This window comes from Cyclobacterium salsum, from assembly GCF_010119245.1.
Lineage (GTDB): Bacteria > Bacteroidota > Bacteroidia > Cytophagales > Cyclobacteriaceae > Cyclobacterium > Cyclobacterium salsum.
The window spans coordinates 103724-121065 of the sequence record NZ_WNKG01000014.1 but is presented as its reverse complement, the minus strand read 5'-3'; the positions used below and the strand labels follow the sequence as shown (position 1 = coordinate 121065).

Below are 17342 nucleotides of genomic sequence, written 5' to 3'. Positions count from 1 at the left end.
GGTGAGATTTTATCTCACCTTTTTTGTTTTAAAAAATTTGGGCCATTTACGTAAGTTCTGTTAAATTGAGTCCATGTGGTTTATTAAACAGCATTTAACCTGTAGGATACTTGTTTTTGGAATGGTATGCTTTTCCTGCCAGCCAGAAAATAACCACCTTTTTCGGCAAGTACCCGCTACTGAATCAGGTATTGATTTCACGAATACCATCGTAGAAACAGACTCCTTTAATATTTTGACCGAAGAGTTTATCTACAATGGAGCCGGGGTAGGTGTGGCTGATTTCAATAACGACGGGCTTCCCGATCTGTTTTTTGCAGGGAATGAAGTCGATAATCACCTCTACCTCAATCAGGGGGCGTTTCAGTTTTTAGATGTTTCGGATGGGGCTGGCATCAAAGCTTCAGGAAAATGGTGTACCGGGGTAACCATCACCGACATCAATGGCGATGGTTGGATGGATGTCTATGTTTCTGCAGCCATGAAAAAAGACTCTTTGGACCGGGCAAATCTACTTTTTGTCAATCAGGGTTTGAACGCGGAAGGAGTGCCGGTTTTTACGGAAGAAGCCGAGATTTATGGAATCAATGAAATGGGATACAGCATGTCGGCCGCTTTTTTTGACTATGATTTGGATGGGGACCTGGACTTGTATGTGTTGAATAATCTTTTGGTTACAGACTTGCCAGGGGTGTTCCGGGAAAAGTTGACCGATGGATCTGCCGGAAACAACGACAGGCTCTATAGGAACAATGGAGACGGCACCTTTTCCGATGTGAGTAAGGAAGCCGGTATTCAAATTGAAGGATATGGTTTGGGACTAGGCATTTCTGATATTAACGGAGATGGGTATCCGGATATCTACGTCAGCAACGATTACCTGTCTAACGATATACTTTATATCAACAACCAGGACGGTACCTTTAGCAATAGCATCCGGAATTATATTCGTCACCAAAGTCATTTTTCCATGGGTATGGATATAGGAGATATCAATAACGACGGCCTACAGGAAATCGTTACCCTGGACATGCTGGCGGAGACTAATTTTCGTATGAAAACCACCATCAGCCAGAATTCTTACCAAAAATACATTAATAACGAGCGTTGGGGCTTTGAACATCAATACGTTCGTAACATGCTGCATCTTAACAACGGGCAGGGGATGCCATACAGTGAGATAGGGTTTCTGGCGGGTATCTACCAGACCGATTGGAGCTGGTCCCCGCTTTGGGCGGACATGGATAATGATGGATACAAGGATTTATTAGTGACCAACGGCTATCCCAGAGATATTACCGATAAGGATTTTACCAATTTTCGGGCGGATTTGGGTTCGGTTGCGACTGATAAAACGCTGCTGGATTCCATTCCAGTGGTAAAAATCCCAAATTACGGATTTAAAAATAATGGAAACCTGACATTCGAAAATGCCAGTAGTACCTGGGGAATAGACCTTCCTTCCTTTTCGAACGGAGCCGTTTATGCCGATTTGGATTTGGATGGTGACTTGGATTATATCGTAAGCAATATCAATCAGGAAGCGTTTGTTTTTGAAAACCAATTGTATTCAGAAACTTCAGAAAACGAAGTCGATTTCCTGAGGATTCAACTTAATGGTCCCCCCGGAAATGCCAACGGTCTGGGAACCCGGATTAAAATCACTTTGAGCAACGGGGAGACGCTATTTCATGAACATTATACGGCCAGGGGGTACATGTCTTCTGTGGAGGATATAATCCATTTTGGTTTGGGAAGTGGAAACAATGTCGAATTGCTAGAGGTGCTCTGGCCAAACGGAACCAGTCAGAATCTTCGAAACGTACCCCTAAATCGAGTGTTGAACCTGGATATAGCAAATGGATCAAAAGTAGACGTGCAACAGGAAACTGCGGCTAGCGCAATTGAGCCCCTTTTTATGGGCGTTGAAGAGGAACTTGGCCTGGCGATTGACCACCAGGAACGGGATGCGGTGGATTTTAACATACAGCGAACCCTTCCACACAAATTATCTCAGTTTGGACCCGGGCTGGCGGTAGGGGATATCAATGGCGATGGAATCGACGATTTGGTGATGGGCGGTGCGGCCGGACTGCCCAGGAAATTGATAAGCCAAAATCAGGACGGTAGTTTTGAGGTGACGGACTTTCCCCTACCTTCTGAAAGTCAGATGGAAGACATGGGGTTGCTATTGTTTGATTGGGATATGGATGGGGATTTGGACCTGTATGCCGTCAGTGGGAGCAGTGAATATGCCTTGGGCAATCAGGTGTACCGAGACAGATTATACGAAAACGATGGAAAGGGTAATTTTCACCTTTTAGATGGTGCGACACCGGATATGCAGGAAGTAGGCACGGTGGTCAGGGCGGCGGATTTTGACGGAGACGGGTATTTAGAGCTCTTTGTTGGTGCCCGATCCGGCCAGGGTCAATATCCGCTTTCCGGAAAAAATGTGCTTTTGAAAAAGGAAGGTGATAGACTTGTTGACGTAACCGATCGGCTGGCACCCGGATTGAAAGACATCGGGATGGTCAGTGATGCCTTATGGACGGATATGGATCAGGATGGAAAAGTGGATTTGCTATTGGTGGGTGAATTCATGCCGGTAACCTTTTTTAAAAATACTGGTAACGGATTAAAGGAACTTGAGAATACAGGTGTCGGGGATTTGAAGGGTTGGTGGAATGGAATTACGGCCGCTGATTTTGACTCGGATGGAGACATCGATTATGTAGTGGGTAATTTGGGTAAGAATAACGTTTACCAGGTATCCGCCGATAGGCCCCTCAGCCTCTACGCCGGTGATTTTGATAAGAACCAAAGCATTGATCCTGTTTTATTCGCACATTTTAAAAATCAGGAAGGTAATTTCGAACCCTATCCCGTACACTTTTGGCAGGATTTATACAGTCAAAGCCCCTTGTTTAGGAAGCGTTTTTCTAATTACAAATCCTATGGACGTGCCGGATTGAGGGAGGTTTTGACCGAGAAAGAGATCCGTTCGGCTATAAAATTAGATGCCAATCACATGGCCAGCAGTTACCTGGAAAACCTCGGAAACGGTAGGTTTAAGATGCATTCTTTACCTTTATTGAGCCAGGTGTCACCGGTCTATGGCATGTTGGCTACCGACCTGGATGAGGATGGCTTCCTCGATATACTCCTGGTAGGCAATGATTATGGCCACGAGGTATTTTCGGGCAGACAGGATGCCTTTGTAGGCCTCTGGCTCAAAGGAGACGGACAAGGTGGGTTTGAACCTGTTTTACCCGTAAAAAGCGGGTTTCTGGTGCCAGGAGATGGTAAATCACTGGTGCAATTGAAAACCAGCGAGCAGCAATTGCTGACCCTTGCCGGGCAAAACAGAGGTAGGTTAAAAGCATTTAAACGATTTCAGGAGCTGGATTCTGCCACTTTCTTCCTCCCGGAGCCCCTTGATTTTTCGGTTATTTTTCATTTGAGGGATGGTGAGACGATTCGTAAGGAATTGTACCATGGGTCCGGATTTTTATCTCAGTCCACCCGCTGGCTGAAAATCCCCCCGGCGACACGGGAAATGGAAATAGCCACCTTTTCGGGGCAGGTGCGAAGGATTCCAGTTTCCCAGGAAGTAAAGTAGTGTACAAGCCCGGGAAAACCATTTATAAAAGATTAGGGCCTACACATTTTTGGTGTCTTTTTTTCGTTTAAGTAAGGAGGATTCTAACCAAACACGCCTGTTATACAGGCCTCGGGTTTCGGGAAGTTCCAGGATCGTCTTAATAATTCCCAGCTTTATTAATTTTAGCGGTATATTTACATTTTTAAAATTAACAGCCCTTTTGAATGCCAAAATTAATCAGAATCACGACGGTACCCCTCTCACTGAAATTATTGATCAAACACCAATTACGATTTATGGCTGAAGCGGGATTTCAGGTACTGGCCGTTTCCTCAGAAGGGAAAGAATGGCAGGATGTTTTAAAAAGTGAAAAGCATATCGAAAAAGTGATTATTCCTTTTACGCGAAAAATCACCCCGGTAAAAGATCTATATTGTCTATGGCTGCTATACAAATTTTTTAAGAGAGAGCGGCCGGATATCGTCCATACCCATACCCCAAAAGCCGGGTTATTGGGGATGGTAGCTGCGAAGTTTGCGCGGGTGCCTGTCCGGATCCACACCTTGGCGGGCCTGCCGTTGGTTTCCAGGTCAAGGACCCAAAAAACCCTTCTTTCACTGATTGAGAAAATAACCTTTCGACTAGCGAATGAGGTCTGGCCGAATGCGTACTCACTGAAAGATTACATTATCCGGAAGAAATTAGTGAACGAAAAAAAAGTCAATGTCATCGGAAATGGCTCTTCCAATGGAGTAGACCTGGAGCAGTTTAGCAGGTCTAATTTGCAGGAAAATCATTTGGTGGCCGCGACCATGCGGATCAAGCCCGGAGAAAATGAATTTCTTTTTTTGGCCGTGGGCAGGATGGTGAAAGACAAAGGGATTGCTGACCTGGTGGAAGCGTTTATTCACTCTAAAATTGTGAGCCGGTCCAAATTGGTTTTGTTGGGAGACTTTGAACAGGATTTAAATCCCCTTGAACGAAAAACCATCAATCAAATTAACGATCACCCTAAAATTGTTCACGTTCCCTGGTCAGATCATGTGGCGCATTACATGGCTCTATGTGATGTACTGGTGCATCCCTCACACCGGGAAGGATTCCCAAACGTCTTGCTGGAAGCCGGGGCCATGTGTTGCCCGGTGATTTGCTCGGATATTGAGGGGAATAAAGAAATTGCCACTCACAAGAAAACCGCGCTGATATATCCGGTGGGTCGGGCAGAAGTGCTTCAGGAAGCGATGGAGTTTGCTTTTGTAAAAAGAGCCGAAATGCAAGGTTTTGCAGAGAAGCTCCACGAGAGAGTGGTCAGCGGATACGACCGAAATTCCATGCATAGAAGTATTTTAAAGGCATATAACCGCATGTTAAACAGGGAATAACGTTGATAAAATTAAAACCAAATATAAATTTCGTAAATAAGTCTATTTGCTTAATTTTGAGGACGGTCATAATGAATTTTTACCCAATGAGGTTGATTTTAGTAGTGTTGTCTGCGGTATTGGTTTCCTCCTGTATCAGTAACAAAAGAATCAATTACCTTCAAAATCTAAAAGGAAATGAATCCATCGAACTGAATGAGTTTATCCCTTATGCGGAAGTAGATTACGAGTACATTTTACAACCGCACGATATTGTAGACATTGATTTTGCCACTCCCAATGAGGAATTGCTTCGAGCGTTTGAGTATCAGGGAGCAATGGCGGCACGGGGAGGTGCCGGAGGGGGTGGTGGAGCCATGGATATTTTTTATTTTTCAGGTTATTCGCTTGATAAAGATGGTTATGTACGCATGCCAGTTCTAGGGCAAATTAAATTATCGGGATTGACCGAAGAAATGGCCAGAAATAAAGTGCAGGAAGCCATTAGTATTTATTTTAAAGAGGATGTAGAAGTTAGATTACGGATCGGCGGAATCCGCTATACCACATTGGGCGAATTTAATAGTGTGGGGCCAAAGATAATTTTAAAAAATCGGGCGACCATTTTTGATGCTATTTCAATGGCCGGGGAGTCCAATATACTGGCCAGAAAAAACGAGCTGTTTTTAATTCGGCAATACGATGGGGGAACGAGGATACATCAGATTAATCTTAATGACCGGCAATTACTTGCTTCGCCTTTTTATTTTATTCAGCCCAATGACATTTTGTATTTACAGCCGATGCAAATACGGCAAATCGGGTCAGGGGAAAATTTTTCCGCAAGCCTGCAGCTGGGGATTTCCATCATCACGGCGATGATGTTTATATATGGTATCACCTCTGGAATTTTTTAATTATGGAAAATTTAGATTTATCCAAATTTGAGGAACAGGAGCGGCCCATTGATATCAAATATTATATCATCAAGTATTCCCGTTACTGGCCGCTTTACCTTTTTTGTATCCTGATAGGTATGCTTGCTGTTTTTCTCTTTCATCGCTACACTATGGAACGGTACGAGGTAAAAGGCAGTGTCATGATAAAAAGTAACCTGGCACCGGAAGTAAGAATCCTGGACCGTTCCAATATTTTTTCAGGAGGAGACAACCTTACCAATGATATTTTGTTGTTTTCTTCTAAAAACCTGGCCGCTGAGGCGTTAAGCAAAGTACATTTTGATGTCAGTTATTTTGCGTCCACCAATATTAAGGAAATTGAGTTGTATAAAAACAGCCCGATCCGGGTGGAGGTTGATTGGGAATATCCGCAGTTGGTTAACAAAAAACTCCGTATTAACATCCTTTCCGATTCTACTTTTCAGCTTTTGCCCGGCGAAAACATGTTTCTGGATCGGTTTTTTATGAGTTACCAATATGAAGAGGAAGACAGGGATATTTTTCAGAGGGAATTTTATTTTGGAGAGGAAGTAAAAGGGGAGAACGCAAAATTCACTGTTTTTTTGCTGAACATGACAAGGCAGTATGATGAGTATGAATTTCTGCTACATTCGCCCCAATCGCTAATTGAACGATATGCCGGTGTGGTGCAGGTGAGACCACTGGTCAATTACGGATCGGTATTGGAAGTGAGTATGGTGACCAAAATCGTGGAAAAAGGGAGCGATTATGTGAATGCATTAATGGATTCCTTTCTGGAATACGATCTCAGGGAAAAAAATCGGATCTCTGAAAATGCATTGAAATTTATAGAAGAGCAACTATATATTGTCGAAGATTCGCTGAATTCCGTAGAGCGGAGGATGCAACGGTTTAAAGTGGACAATAAGATGCTGGATGTGAATGCCGAATTTGGGGGGGTCTTGAACAGCATTCAAATGTTGGAGGAAAGCATCCAATCCATTGATTTTGAACTGGCTTATTACAAAACTCTGGAGAATTACCTGGTTAACAAAACGGGAAATTTTGAGGAAATCGTTGCTCCCTCTTTAATTGGCATTTCGGATGGCTTGCTCAATGACCTGATCCAGCAACTGGTAAGCCTTTCGCTTGAAAGAAGAAAGTTGTTAGCAGTGGTGCAGGAAACGCATCCCGATGTCGCTGCACTGGATCAGCAGATGGAGCGGTTGAAAGAAAATGTTTTTGAAAATATCGAGAACCTGGTGAGCAATACCGAAAGAAAGAAGGAGGAATACCAGCTAAAGTTGGAAACCTTTGATCGTCAGTTTGCTAACCTTCCTCAGGCAGAATCCGACTACACCTCTATTTTCCGGGAGTTTAAGCTAAGGGAAAACCTTTACACTTATTTATTGGAAAAAAGGGCAGAAGCTGGCATCGCAAAAGCTTCTAACGTGCCGGATAACAATATCGTGGACTATGCTAAAAGGGGTGTACTTATTTATCCTAAAAAAGCGCAAAACTATTCCTATGCATTGGGCCTGGGTTTTTTCCTACCCTTGGGCTTTCTGCTTTTATTTCATTACCTCAACAATCGTATCATGGACCAGGTGCAGCTAAAGAACCTCCTGAAAATACCACTGTTGGGTACGATTGGATACAGTGACAAGGATACCAATTTGCTAGTCGCTGAGCACCCGCGATCACTGGCATCCGAATCATTCCGGTCTCTGCGATCGGCCTTGTTTTACATTGCAAGTGAGAAAAAATGTAAAAAGATACTGGTGACTTCCAGTGTTTCCGGGGAGGGAAAAACCTACATTAGCCTGAACCTGGCTTCTGCCATGGCTTTAAGTGGTAGAAAAACTTGTATTTTAGGCCTGGATTTAAGGAAGCCCAAGCTTTCCAATTACCTGGAAATTTCCAGTAAAAAGGGCTTGTCGGGATATTTGATAGATAAGGATTCGGCGGATGAAATTATCATTCCTACCCAATACGAGAATTTATCGGTGGTTCCCTCCGGGCCCGTGCCCCCCAACCCCGCAGAATTATTGCTAAAAACCAAAATGAATACCTTTTTGGAAAAACTGGAGCAGGATTTTGACATCATTATCATGGATTGTCCTCCAGTAGGCTTGGTTTCGGAAACCATGGATTTGCTGCGGTTTTCAGATGTGAATTTATACATTGTCAGGCATGATTTTACGCACAAAAATCAACTCTTGATGATTAACGACCTCTATGCCAACGATCAAATAAGGAATTTTTATGCCATTTTTAATGGCCTTAAAAGCGGAGGGGACACCTATGATTTTGGTGGCTACAATTACGGCTATGGTTATAATTATTCCTACATGAAGAAAAACAGGTATGGAGAAGGGTATTATTCCGAAGAGCCAGTCTACAAATCCGGATGGTTTAAAAAATTTATCAATAGATTCAGAGTATGATTTGCTTTTTGACAAAGCTTTTGGAGATTTACATGTTAGTTTGTTTGGATACATAAATTATGGAAAAATCTGTTTTGATTACCGGAGGAGCCGGGTTTATAGGTTCGCATGTGGTAAGACTTTTTGTAAACAACTATCCCGATTACCGCATCATTAATCTGGATTGTCTCACCTATGCGGGAAACCTCGAAAATCTTTCCGACATAGAAGGTAAACCCAATTACGTATTTTCGAAAGTGGATATAAATGATGCCCAGCTTTTGGAGCAGGTTTTTAACGATTACCAAATTACGGATGTGATCCATCTGGCAGCAGAATCCCACGTTGACCGGTCCATTTCAGACCCTTTGTCCTTTGTGAAAACCAACGTGATGGGGACCGTGAATTTGTTAAATACCGCAAAAAATTTCTGGAAAGACCTGCCTAATCACCTTTTCTACCATGTTTCTACCGATGAAGTCTATGGATCACTGGATCAGGGGGGGTATTTCACTGAACACACCGCATACGATCCGCAGTCTCCTTACTCTGCTTCAAAGGCAGCTTCAGACCATTTTGTACGGGCTTATGCCAATACCTATGGTTTGCGCACGGTGATTTCTAACTGTTCTAATAATTACGGACCCAATCAATTCCCGGAAAAATTGGTTCCCCTTTGTATTCACAATATCAAAGAAGGAAAAACCCTCCCTGTCTATGGCAAGGGAGAAAATGTGAGGGATTGGCTGTATGTAGAAGACCATGCGCGTGCCATTGATCTGGTATTTCACCAGGGGGAGCAAGGGGAAACGTACAATATTGGTGGTTTTAACGAATGGAAAAACATCGATATCGTAACGCTAATTTGCCAAATCATGGACCGAAAACTAGGAAGAGAGGAGGGAGAATCCGCCAAACTGATTACTTTTGTGAAGGACCGGGCCGGACATGATTTACGCTATGCCATCGATGCAGCAAAGATCAATTCGGAGTTAGGATGGAGTCCGGTGCAGACCTTTGAGTCGGGCATTGAAAAAACGGTAAATTGGTATTTGGAAAATGAGTCCTGGCTAAGCGGTGTCACCTCAGGCGATTACCTGAAATACTACCAGGAACATTACGGTTAAGAAATGAGATTATGAAACAATACCATCAGCTACTTCAACATATTTTAGACAATGGTATCCGGAAGGGAGATCGCACAGGTACCGGCACCTTGAGTGTATTTGGGTACCAAATGCGATTTGATCTCTCGGAAGGATTTCCCCTGGTGACGACCAAAAAGTGTCACACCCGCTCTATTTTTCACGAGTTGCTCTGGTTTTTGAAAGGGGATACCAATATCTCCTACCTAAAAGAAAACAAGGTGTCCATATGGGATGAGTGGGCGGACGAGAAGGGTGATCTTGGCCCCGTGTATGGCTACCAGTGGAGGCACTGGCCGGACGGAAAAGGGGGAGAAATAGATCAAATCAAAAACCTAATCCATCAAATCAAGACCAACCCGAATTCCCGCCGACTGATTGTAAGTGCCTGGAACGTGGCGGATGTGGACCAGATGGCACTGCCTCCCTGTCACCTGCTCTTTCAGTTTTATGTGGCGGGGGGAAAGCTTTCCTGTCAGCTGTACCAGCGAAGTGCTGATGTATTTTTGGGCGTGCCGTTTAATATTGCCTCTTATGCCTTATTCTTAACCATGATAGCGCAGGTTTGTGATCTCGAACCAGGTGAATTTATCCATACTTTTGGCGATGCTCACTTGTATAGCAATCACCTGGATCAGGCAAGATTACAACTCAGCCGGGACTGCAGGCCCTTACCTCAGTTGAAACTAAATCCGGAAGTGAAGGATATATTTTCCTTTACTTATGAGGATATCCTTTTGGAAAATTACGATCCGCATCCGCACATAAAGGCCGCTGTAGCGGTCTAAAAATTCTTGATTAGCTTTGTGTGTCAAGGTTGAAGATGGATTCCAGTTCCGGAATGGGATGCGTATCAAACTGCCGCCCGTTTAGGTGTTTAAGGTAACTTATTCCGGAAATATTACTCACAAATACCTGCTCGGCATCCATAAGTTCATCGGGTCGGAAGCTACCCTCGGAATGTTTGATTTTCAGTTGTCGGAGTCGTTCTAAGATATGTTTTCTCCCAACACCGGCAATGCAGGCATGATTTAAGGAGGGGGTGAAGATCCGGCTATTTTTACGCCAGAAAAGATTAGAACTTCCCGCTTCGGATAAAAATCCCTTGTTATCCAGAAGGATAACTTCGTCCATCTTTCGTTCCACTCGTTCCTGATTAGCCAATACATAGGGAAGGGCATTTAGGGTTTTACAGTTTGCCCAAAGGAAATCATACAAGCGAACAGATTCACTGATGAAAGCCCTTTCCTTTATTTTTGGGGCTGCCTGAAAGCCCGAGATCGTGAGCAATTCGGAAAAATCAGATGCCACTGGGGTATACTTGCCCAATCCGTTGCGAAAAATATTCCAACGAATCCGGTACGTGTTTTGGCTGTCAAAATGGCTGCTAATCAGGGTGGAAATCCGGGCAATATCAAGGGGCTTTTCGGGCAACAGGTGAAGAATGCGGAGGCCCCGGTTTGCTCTTTCCTGGTGTGCACTGCTAAACCGAACTTCTCCTTGATGATAAACCATGGTTTCAAAAATACCATCCCCGAAAAGCATCGCCCTGTTTAACGACAGGGAATCGACTTCTTCAAATGCTTTTTGGTTGTTGGAAAGAAAATGTTTCATTACCGTACAGTTGACCGCCCGAATACGGACAGTGAGTATTCACTTATTTTATCGAAGGTTAAATTTAATTAAAAAATCAGGTTCAGACGGAGCTATTGCATATATTCGCATAAACTTATAGGTAGTGCTGAATGTTAGCATCAATTTTGGATGCTGTTGAAAAGTTTTTATTAACTTTATAGTCATCTTTTGTATTCATATCATGCTTCGATATAGTTGTTTAGGTAAATTCCAATATACCCTCATTTCATGAAACACATTTTACTGGCATTTTTATTAGGACTGGGTCAATGGACCACTGGGTTGTCTCAAGATACCGCAGGAAAATTATCGCTGGAAGAGTGTGTAGCCATTGCATTGGAGAACAACCTTAATTTAAGAAGGAGCGAGTTGAATTTGGTTTCATCGGAGGCCACCTTGTTGGAATCCAAAGGACAAAAGTTGCCCTCCTTCTCAATGGGAGGCTCTTCCGGATTTCGCTGGGGAAGGTCTATTAACCCTGTTACGAATCTTTTTGAAACCAGGAGAATTGGGAATGTTAATATTTCTGCCAGCTCAAGTTTACCCGTCTTTGCGGGTGGCCAGATTCGGAATAGTGTGAAGCAGGCCTCTTTGAATGTGGAAACGGATCGGTTGAATCTGGCAGCAAGCCGAAATGATATTACGCTGAATGCGATCAATCTATTTATCAATATTGCTTTTTCGAAAGAACAACTCAACATTGCAAATTCCCAGTTGACCACAAGTAAGGACCAGCTTTCACGAACCGAAAAATTAGTAGCGGCCGGTTCTTTGCCAATGGCAGATCAACTGGATTTGCAGGCACAAATGGCGACCAACGAGCTGGAAGTAATCAATGCGGAAAACAATTTGAGGATTGCCCGACTAAATTTATCACAGGCACTTCAAATGCCTTTTTCAGAGGATTTTGACATCCTTATTCCGGAACTTGAGGTAGATGGATTGGTAGTAGGTACTGAAGGAGTGGAGCAGATCTACTCGGTTGCCGTTGGTACGTTACCGCAAATTAAGGCAGCCGAATTTGGGGTGCAAGCTGCGGAATACGGTATAAAGATAGCCAAAGGAGCCTACCTGCCAAGCCTCAACCTGAGTGCCAATGTCTTTTCCAATTACGTAGATCAGACTAGTTTTACCACCTCAGACCCGATTCTGCGGCAATTTGAAAACAACCTCTCCCAGTCCGCAAACCTGGGGCTATCCATTCCGATATTTTCTAATTTCAGAAACCAAGCCGGTGTACAAAGGGCGCGGGTGCAAAAACGCTTGAGTGAAATTCAGCAGATTGAAGTAAAGAACCAGTTGCGACAGGATATTGAGTCTGCCTACACTTCGGCCTATGCTGCCCGACAATCTTACAGAAGCTCACAATTACGAGTAGAGGCCTTGGAGGAAGCGTTTCGAATGGCCCAGCAGCGTTTTGAAGTAGGAGCCATCAACGCCGTGGATTTTCAGGTAGCCCAGAACAATCTTTTCAATGCGCAGGCGGATCTCGTTACCGCCAAATATGAATATGTTTTCAGTGCTAAAGTGCTGGACTTTTACCTGGGAAACCCACTTACACTATAATCCAACCAAAATCATGGCAAAAAAGAAGTCAAATAAGTTAATTTATATCCTTTTGGCCATCGTGGTGGTCTTGGTACTGGCTACGGTTATCGGAAGAAAAGCAGGATGGATTGGAGGAGAAAAGCCGTTGGAAGTAGAAGTTGGAGCGGTCGTCAAAAGAGATATTGTGGAGAAGGTAAGTGCCTCAGGGGTGGTGCAACCCGAAACGGAGATAAAAATGAGCCCGGATGTGGCGGGAGAAATCATCGAACTGAACGTCAATGAAGGCGATTCCGTAAATAAAGGGGATTTGTTGGTGAAAATCCGACCGGATAATTTCATATCTGCTTTGGACAGGGCTCAGGCCAATTTAAACCAGCAATTGGCAAATCTTGCCCAATCCAAAGCGACGCTAAAACGTTCCGAAGCGCAATTTAACAGGGCGGAGCTTTCGTTTAATCGAAACACTAAGTTGTACGAGGATAAAGTGATTTCGGATGCTGATTTTGAACAGGCGAAAGCGGATTTTTTAACGGCTCAGAACGACTTGGAAGCGGCCAGGCAATCGGTATTAGCTGCCGAATACATCATCAAAAGCTCACAGGCATCTGTAGATGAGGCAGCTGAAAACCTACGGTTGACCAACGTGTATTCTCCCACCAACGGGGTGGTATCCAGTTTGCTGGTTGAACAGGGAGAGCGGGTAGTGGGTACAGCCCAAATGGCCGGAACCGAAATGTTGCGTATAGCGGATCTGTCCCGAATGGAAGTACGGGTAAATGTGAACGAAAATGATATTGTACGCATTAATTTGAAAGATACGACTTTAATTGAGGTGGATGCGTATACTTTTAGCGGGAAAAAGTTTACGGGGGTGGTGACCGCCATTGCCAATTCTGCCAACGAAAAAGCAAGTTCAGATGCCGTTACGGAGTTTGAAGTCCGCATACGAATTCTGAATGATTCCTATAAAGAACTAATAACGGATGAAAACCCCTTTCCCTTTAGGCCCGGGATGACCGCGAGTGTAGAGATCATTACCGAGAAAAAAGAGGGGGTGCTTTCAATTCCACTTGCTGCCGTTACTACTCGTGCCGGTCAAACGATTGATTCCGAAGATGGAAATGGTACCATGAAGGAATTGGTGTTTATCAGGGACGGAGAGCTTGCCAAAATTCAGGAAGTAAAAACCGGTATATCTGATTTTGAAAATATTCAAATTTTGGAGGGGCTGGAAGAGGGAAAGGAAGTGATTACGGGCCCTTATTTTATCGTTAGCACTCAATTGGAAAATGATAAGCCTGTGAAACTGGTCGAAGGCGCAGATGCTCCAGGCGAGTAGCGTAACTCATTTTAGATCAGAAGACAAGCTTCAACCTACGTTCATTTCCTTCAAATATATCTCTGGCAGATTTTGTTGGGAGTATTTTCGTTATTCTACTATTTTTTTTCTTATTTTAGCCTAATCACCCGCTTTTATGGTATGATTAGGTCAACTTGTATTTTCATTTACAACCGGGTCCTTTTGGGAGTCAGTGTTGTTGTATTATGGGGTTGCGGCCCATATCCTCCGGAGGCCGTTCGCGAGGAAGCGGAGCTGATTCCCGAACAAATCGTATATAACGTACATGTAAAGCCTATTTTGTCTGATCGGTGTTTTTCCTGTCACGGACCGGATCCCAATACCAGGGAGGCAGGGTTAAGACTGGATACGGAAGCGGGTGCTTACCAGTCGTTACAAGGAAGCTGGATAAAAAAAGCCGTATTTCCAGGCAAGCCTGGAAGAAGCGGTCTGTATCATCGAATTATTTCCAACGACCCGGCTTACCTAATGCCCCCTCCTGAGTCAAATCTAAGTTTATCGGATCGGGAAAAAGCCATTTTAATTCGCTGGATTGAACAGGGAGCAGTTTACCAACCCCATTGGGCTTATATTTCACCCCAAAAAGCATCCATACCCCGACCAACCGATTCTCGAAAGGTCGTAAATGAAATAGACGCATTTGTTTTTAGCCGCCTGGACAGAGAGGGATTGTCTCCCTCTCCGGAAGCTTCGCGGACCACCCTTATCCGCAGATTGGCCCTGGACCTGACCGGTTTACCTCCCGATTGGGAGTTGGTAGAAAGGTTTCGACAAGATACTTCCCAGGACGCCTATGAAAAAGTTGTGGACGAATTATTGCATTCAGATGCTTACGCCGAACGCATGGCACTAGATTGGCTAGATGTTTCCAGGTACGCGGATTCACATGGATTGCATGCAGATGGCATTCGGATGATGTGGCCCTGGAGAGATTGGGTAATCAAAGCCTTTCAGACCAATATGCCCTACGATCGCTTCGTGCAGTGGCAAGTCGCGGGAGACATGATGGAGGATAGGGAAAAGGAGCAGGTACTCGCAACGGCCTTTAACCGAAACCATCAGATGACGGCGGAAGGGGGAATTATTGACGAAGAGTACCGCCTGGAATACGTTTTTGACCGCTCTGAGACTACCGCCAAGGCATTCCTGGGTCTAACCATGGAATGTGCCAAATGCCACGATCATAAATTTGACCCACTTTCCCAGAAAGATTATTTTAGTCTGGCTGCTTTTTATAATAATGTAGACGAAGTCGGAATGACCGGTGATGATATGAATGCCGGTCCCATGATGCTGTTTACCGATGAAAAGACGGATGCTGAAATCGCCCGCATCAAAGAAGAAATTAAGAGGCTGGAAAGAAAATTAGCGGATTCCTACCGGGATGGGGAGCTGGGAACCGAACCGATTTCACCCGCCAAAACCATCGATAAGGGGTTGGTGGCCCATTTTCCTCTTAGTGATTATGCCAATGAAACAACCTTATCCAAACAAAAAGGTAGGGAAGGACGGGTTTCCGGAAGTCCGGAAATCGTTCCCGGACCAATACCAGGAGCGAAAGCCTTGCGATTTAAAGAAGATTACGATATTATCGAAATTCCCGCCACAGGACTGTTTGAAATGAACCAGCCATTTTCCTTTAGTATCTGGATTAATCCGGAAACGATCGAACCTTACCGGTTTATATTGGGGAATATTGGTAATAAAAACACCTATTGGAGGGGCTATGAGCTATTTTTGGATAGTTTAAATCAGGTCAACGTTCAGTTGATCCATGCCCTTCCCCATAACGCGATCAAAATTAGTGGAAGCCCCATTCCATCCAACCAATGGACACAGGTAACCTTTACCTACGATGGCTCGGGAAAAGCCCGGGGACTAAAGCTCTTTGTAGACGGGAGAGAATCACAGAAGTTAATTGAAAAAGACAACCTGTATAAAAGTATCCTTCCTATTAATACGAGTTACAAAACAGTAAAGAAAGCCCTGCGGCTTGGCAGAAGCTATCGGGTTTTTAGCGGGGATGACGGCATATACACCGGAAGCCTGGCAGATTTAAAAATATTTGACCGGGAATTGACCGCATGGGAAGCATCCTGGATTTTTTCCGAAGGTACTGGTAGACCGTTTTCCGATTCATCAATGAAGCTTGCCCATGTAAATTACTGGGAAAATTCTGAAGGGGGGGTAATCAGAGACTCCCTTGCCCGTTTAAGAGCCGAAAAATTGAAGTTGATGGCAGGAATCGAAGAGGTCATGGTCATGCAGGAACGCAGCAGCCCTAGAAAAACATTTGTGCTGGACAGAGGCGCTTACGATGCCCCCGGGGAAGAGGTACAGGCTGCGGTTCCGGAAATTCTATCCGGGTTTTCTCCCGATTGGCCAAAAAACCGACTGGGTTTAGCGAAATGGCTCACCAGCAAACAAAATCCTCTGGTAGCCAGGGTTACGGTAAACCGATACTGGTATCGGATTTTCGGTAGGGGCATCGTGCCCACGGTAGATGACTTTGGCAGTCAGGGGCAGTTGCCCAGCCATCCTGAATTGCTGGACTGGTTGGCAGTGGATTTTATGGAAAATGGATGGGATTTGCGCTACCTGATCAAAAAGATCGTCATGTCGGCGACCTACAGGCAATCCTCTGAAACGAATGAACCGCTTCTGGAAAAGGATCCGGATAATGTGCTGTTGGCCAGGGGGGCTCGTCACAGGCTTCAGGGAGAATTTATTCGGGACAGTTATTTAAAGGCCAGCGGACTTTTGGTCAGCGACCTGGGAGGACCTAGCGTGAAGCCCTATCAGCCGCCAGGTTTATGGGAAGAAAAGGGAGAATTTTCCTATTTTCTGTATAACTATGAACAGGACAGTGCGGAGAGCTTGTATCGCAGAAGCATGTATACTTTTCTTCGCCGAACGGCTCCTCCTCCTTCGATGACAACCTTTGACGTGCCTAACCGGGAGGAATGCATGGTAAGCAGGCAGGAAACCAATACGCCTTTGCAGCCGCTGGTTCTGATGAACGACCCTCAGGTGATCGAAGCTTCCCGGGTTTTGGCAGAGAAAATGCTGAATGCAGCCGATCAGGATTTGGATCGCCAGCTTAGCTTCGGTGTTCGAAACTCCCTGGGTCGGAATCCCAAACGGGAAGAACTGGAAGTATTGAAGCAGATGTATGAGTCAGAAAGGAAACGGTTTGGGGATGATTTGGAGTCGGCCAGGAGTTTAATTTCCGTAGGAGAATATCCCGTCGATAGGGGCATTGCGCCTGAAAAGACGGCAGCCATGACCATGGTGGCAAGTTTGCTGTTTAACCATTATGAATTTTATACCAAAAGATAAGTAG

At 44.5% G+C, this 17342-nt stretch carries 10 protein-coding genes; 9 read left to right on the top strand and 1 reads right to left on the bottom strand.

All coding sequences use genetic code 11. The features are described 5' to 3' along the window. Positions 1-73 precede the first annotated feature (73 nt). The 6 genes from GJS45_RS21075 (at position 74) to GJS45_RS21050 (ending at position 10244) form a co-directional block, all read left to right on the top strand. Positions 74-3622 (top strand): VCBS repeat-containing protein, encoded by a 3549-nt coding sequence (locus GJS45_RS21075; RefSeq protein WP_235954905.1) that lies wholly within the window; start codon positions 74-76, stop codon positions 3620-3622. A gap of 206 nt (positions 3623-3828) precedes the next feature. Continuing rightward, positions 3829-4986 (top strand): glycosyltransferase family 4 protein, encoded by a 1158-nt coding sequence (locus tag GJS45_RS21070; RefSeq protein WP_162343860.1) that lies wholly within the window; start codon positions 3829-3831, stop codon positions 4984-4986. A gap of 86 nt (positions 4987-5072) precedes the next feature. Continuing rightward, positions 5073-5882 (top strand): polysaccharide biosynthesis/export family protein, encoded by an 810-nt coding sequence (locus GJS45_RS21065; RefSeq protein ID WP_162343859.1) that lies wholly within the window; start codon positions 5073-5075, stop codon positions 5880-5882. 2 nt (positions 5883-5884) lie between these two features. Further along, on the top strand, positions 5885-8332 hold the full coding sequence (locus tag GJS45_RS21060) for an exopolysaccharide transport family protein (RefSeq protein ID WP_162343858.1): 2448 nt from the start codon (positions 5885-5887) through the stop codon (positions 8330-8332). A gap of 59 nt (positions 8333-8391) precedes the next feature. Next, a complete protein-coding gene (gene rfbB, locus GJS45_RS21055) occupies positions 8392-9438 on the top strand; it encodes a dTDP-glucose 4,6-dehydratase (protein ID WP_162343857.1) in 1047 nt (348 codons plus the stop codon). A gap of 11 nt (positions 9439-9449) precedes the next feature. Then, positions 9450-10244: a thymidylate synthase gene (locus GJS45_RS21050; RefSeq protein WP_162343856.1), complete on the top strand. Its 795-nt coding sequence runs from the start codon at positions 9450-9452 to the stop codon at positions 10242-10244. A gap of 10 nt (positions 10245-10254) precedes the next feature. Here GJS45_RS21050 and GJS45_RS21045 read toward each other — a convergent pair whose 3' ends face one another. Continuing rightward, entirely contained in the window at positions 10255-11070 is an 816-nt protein-coding gene (locus tag GJS45_RS21045) for an aminotransferase class IV (protein ID WP_162343855.1), read from the bottom strand. A gap of 249 nt (positions 11071-11319) precedes the next feature. Between GJS45_RS21045 and GJS45_RS21040 the strand changes: the two genes are divergently transcribed. The 3 genes from GJS45_RS21040 (at position 11320) to GJS45_RS21030 (ending at position 17338) form a co-directional block, all read left to right on the top strand. Then, a complete protein-coding gene (locus GJS45_RS21040) occupies positions 11320-12657 on the top strand; it encodes a TolC family protein (RefSeq protein WP_162343854.1) in 1338 nt (445 codons plus the stop codon). Positions 12658-12670: 13 nt separating this feature from the next. Next, positions 12671-13978 (top strand): efflux RND transporter periplasmic adaptor subunit, encoded by a 1308-nt coding sequence (locus GJS45_RS21035; RefSeq protein ID WP_162343852.1) that lies wholly within the window; start codon positions 12671-12673, stop codon positions 13976-13978. A gap of 141 nt (positions 13979-14119) precedes the next feature. Then, the gene (locus tag GJS45_RS21030) at positions 14120-17338 is read left to right on the top strand and encodes a DUF1553 domain-containing protein (protein WP_162343851.1); all 3219 of its coding nucleotides are present in this window, start codon (positions 14120-14122) and stop codon (positions 17336-17338) included. Positions 17339-17342: the final 4 nt, after the last annotated feature.

Bases quoted from the DNA above. Each gene is read 5' to 3' on its own strand.
- GJS45_RS21035 (WP_162343852.1), top strand. From the start codon at position 12,671: ATGGCAAAAAAGAAGTCAAATAAGTTAATTTATATCCTTTTGGCCATC.
- rfbB (WP_162343857.1), top strand. From the start codon at position 8,392: ATGGAAAAATCTGTTTTGATTACCGGAGGAGCCGGGTTTATAGGTTCG.
- GJS45_RS21070 (WP_162343860.1), top strand. From the start codon at position 3,829: ATGCCAAAATTAATCAGAATCACGACGGTACCCCTCTCACTGAAATTA.
- GJS45_RS21060 (WP_162343858.1), top strand. From the start codon at position 5,885: ATGGAAAATTTAGATTTATCCAAATTTGAGGAACAGGAGCGGCCCATT.
- GJS45_RS21045 (WP_162343855.1), bottom strand. From the start codon at position 11,070: ATGAAACATTTTCTTTCCAACAACCAAAAAGCATTTGAAGAAGTCGAT.
- GJS45_RS21030 (WP_162343851.1), top strand. From the start codon at position 14,120: ATGATTAGGTCAACTTGTATTTTCATTTACAACCGGGTCCTTTTGGGA.
- GJS45_RS21065 (WP_162343859.1), top strand. From the start codon at position 5,073: ATGAGGTTGATTTTAGTAGTGTTGTCTGCGGTATTGGTTTCCTCCTGT.
- GJS45_RS21040 (WP_162343854.1), top strand. From the start codon at position 11,320: ATGAAACACATTTTACTGGCATTTTTATTAGGACTGGGTCAATGGACC.
- GJS45_RS21075 (WP_235954905.1), top strand. From the start codon at position 74: ATGTGGTTTATTAAACAGCATTTAACCTGTAGGATACTTGTTTTTGGA.
- GJS45_RS21050 (WP_162343856.1), top strand. From the start codon at position 9,450: ATGAAACAATACCATCAGCTACTTCAACATATTTTAGACAATGGTATC.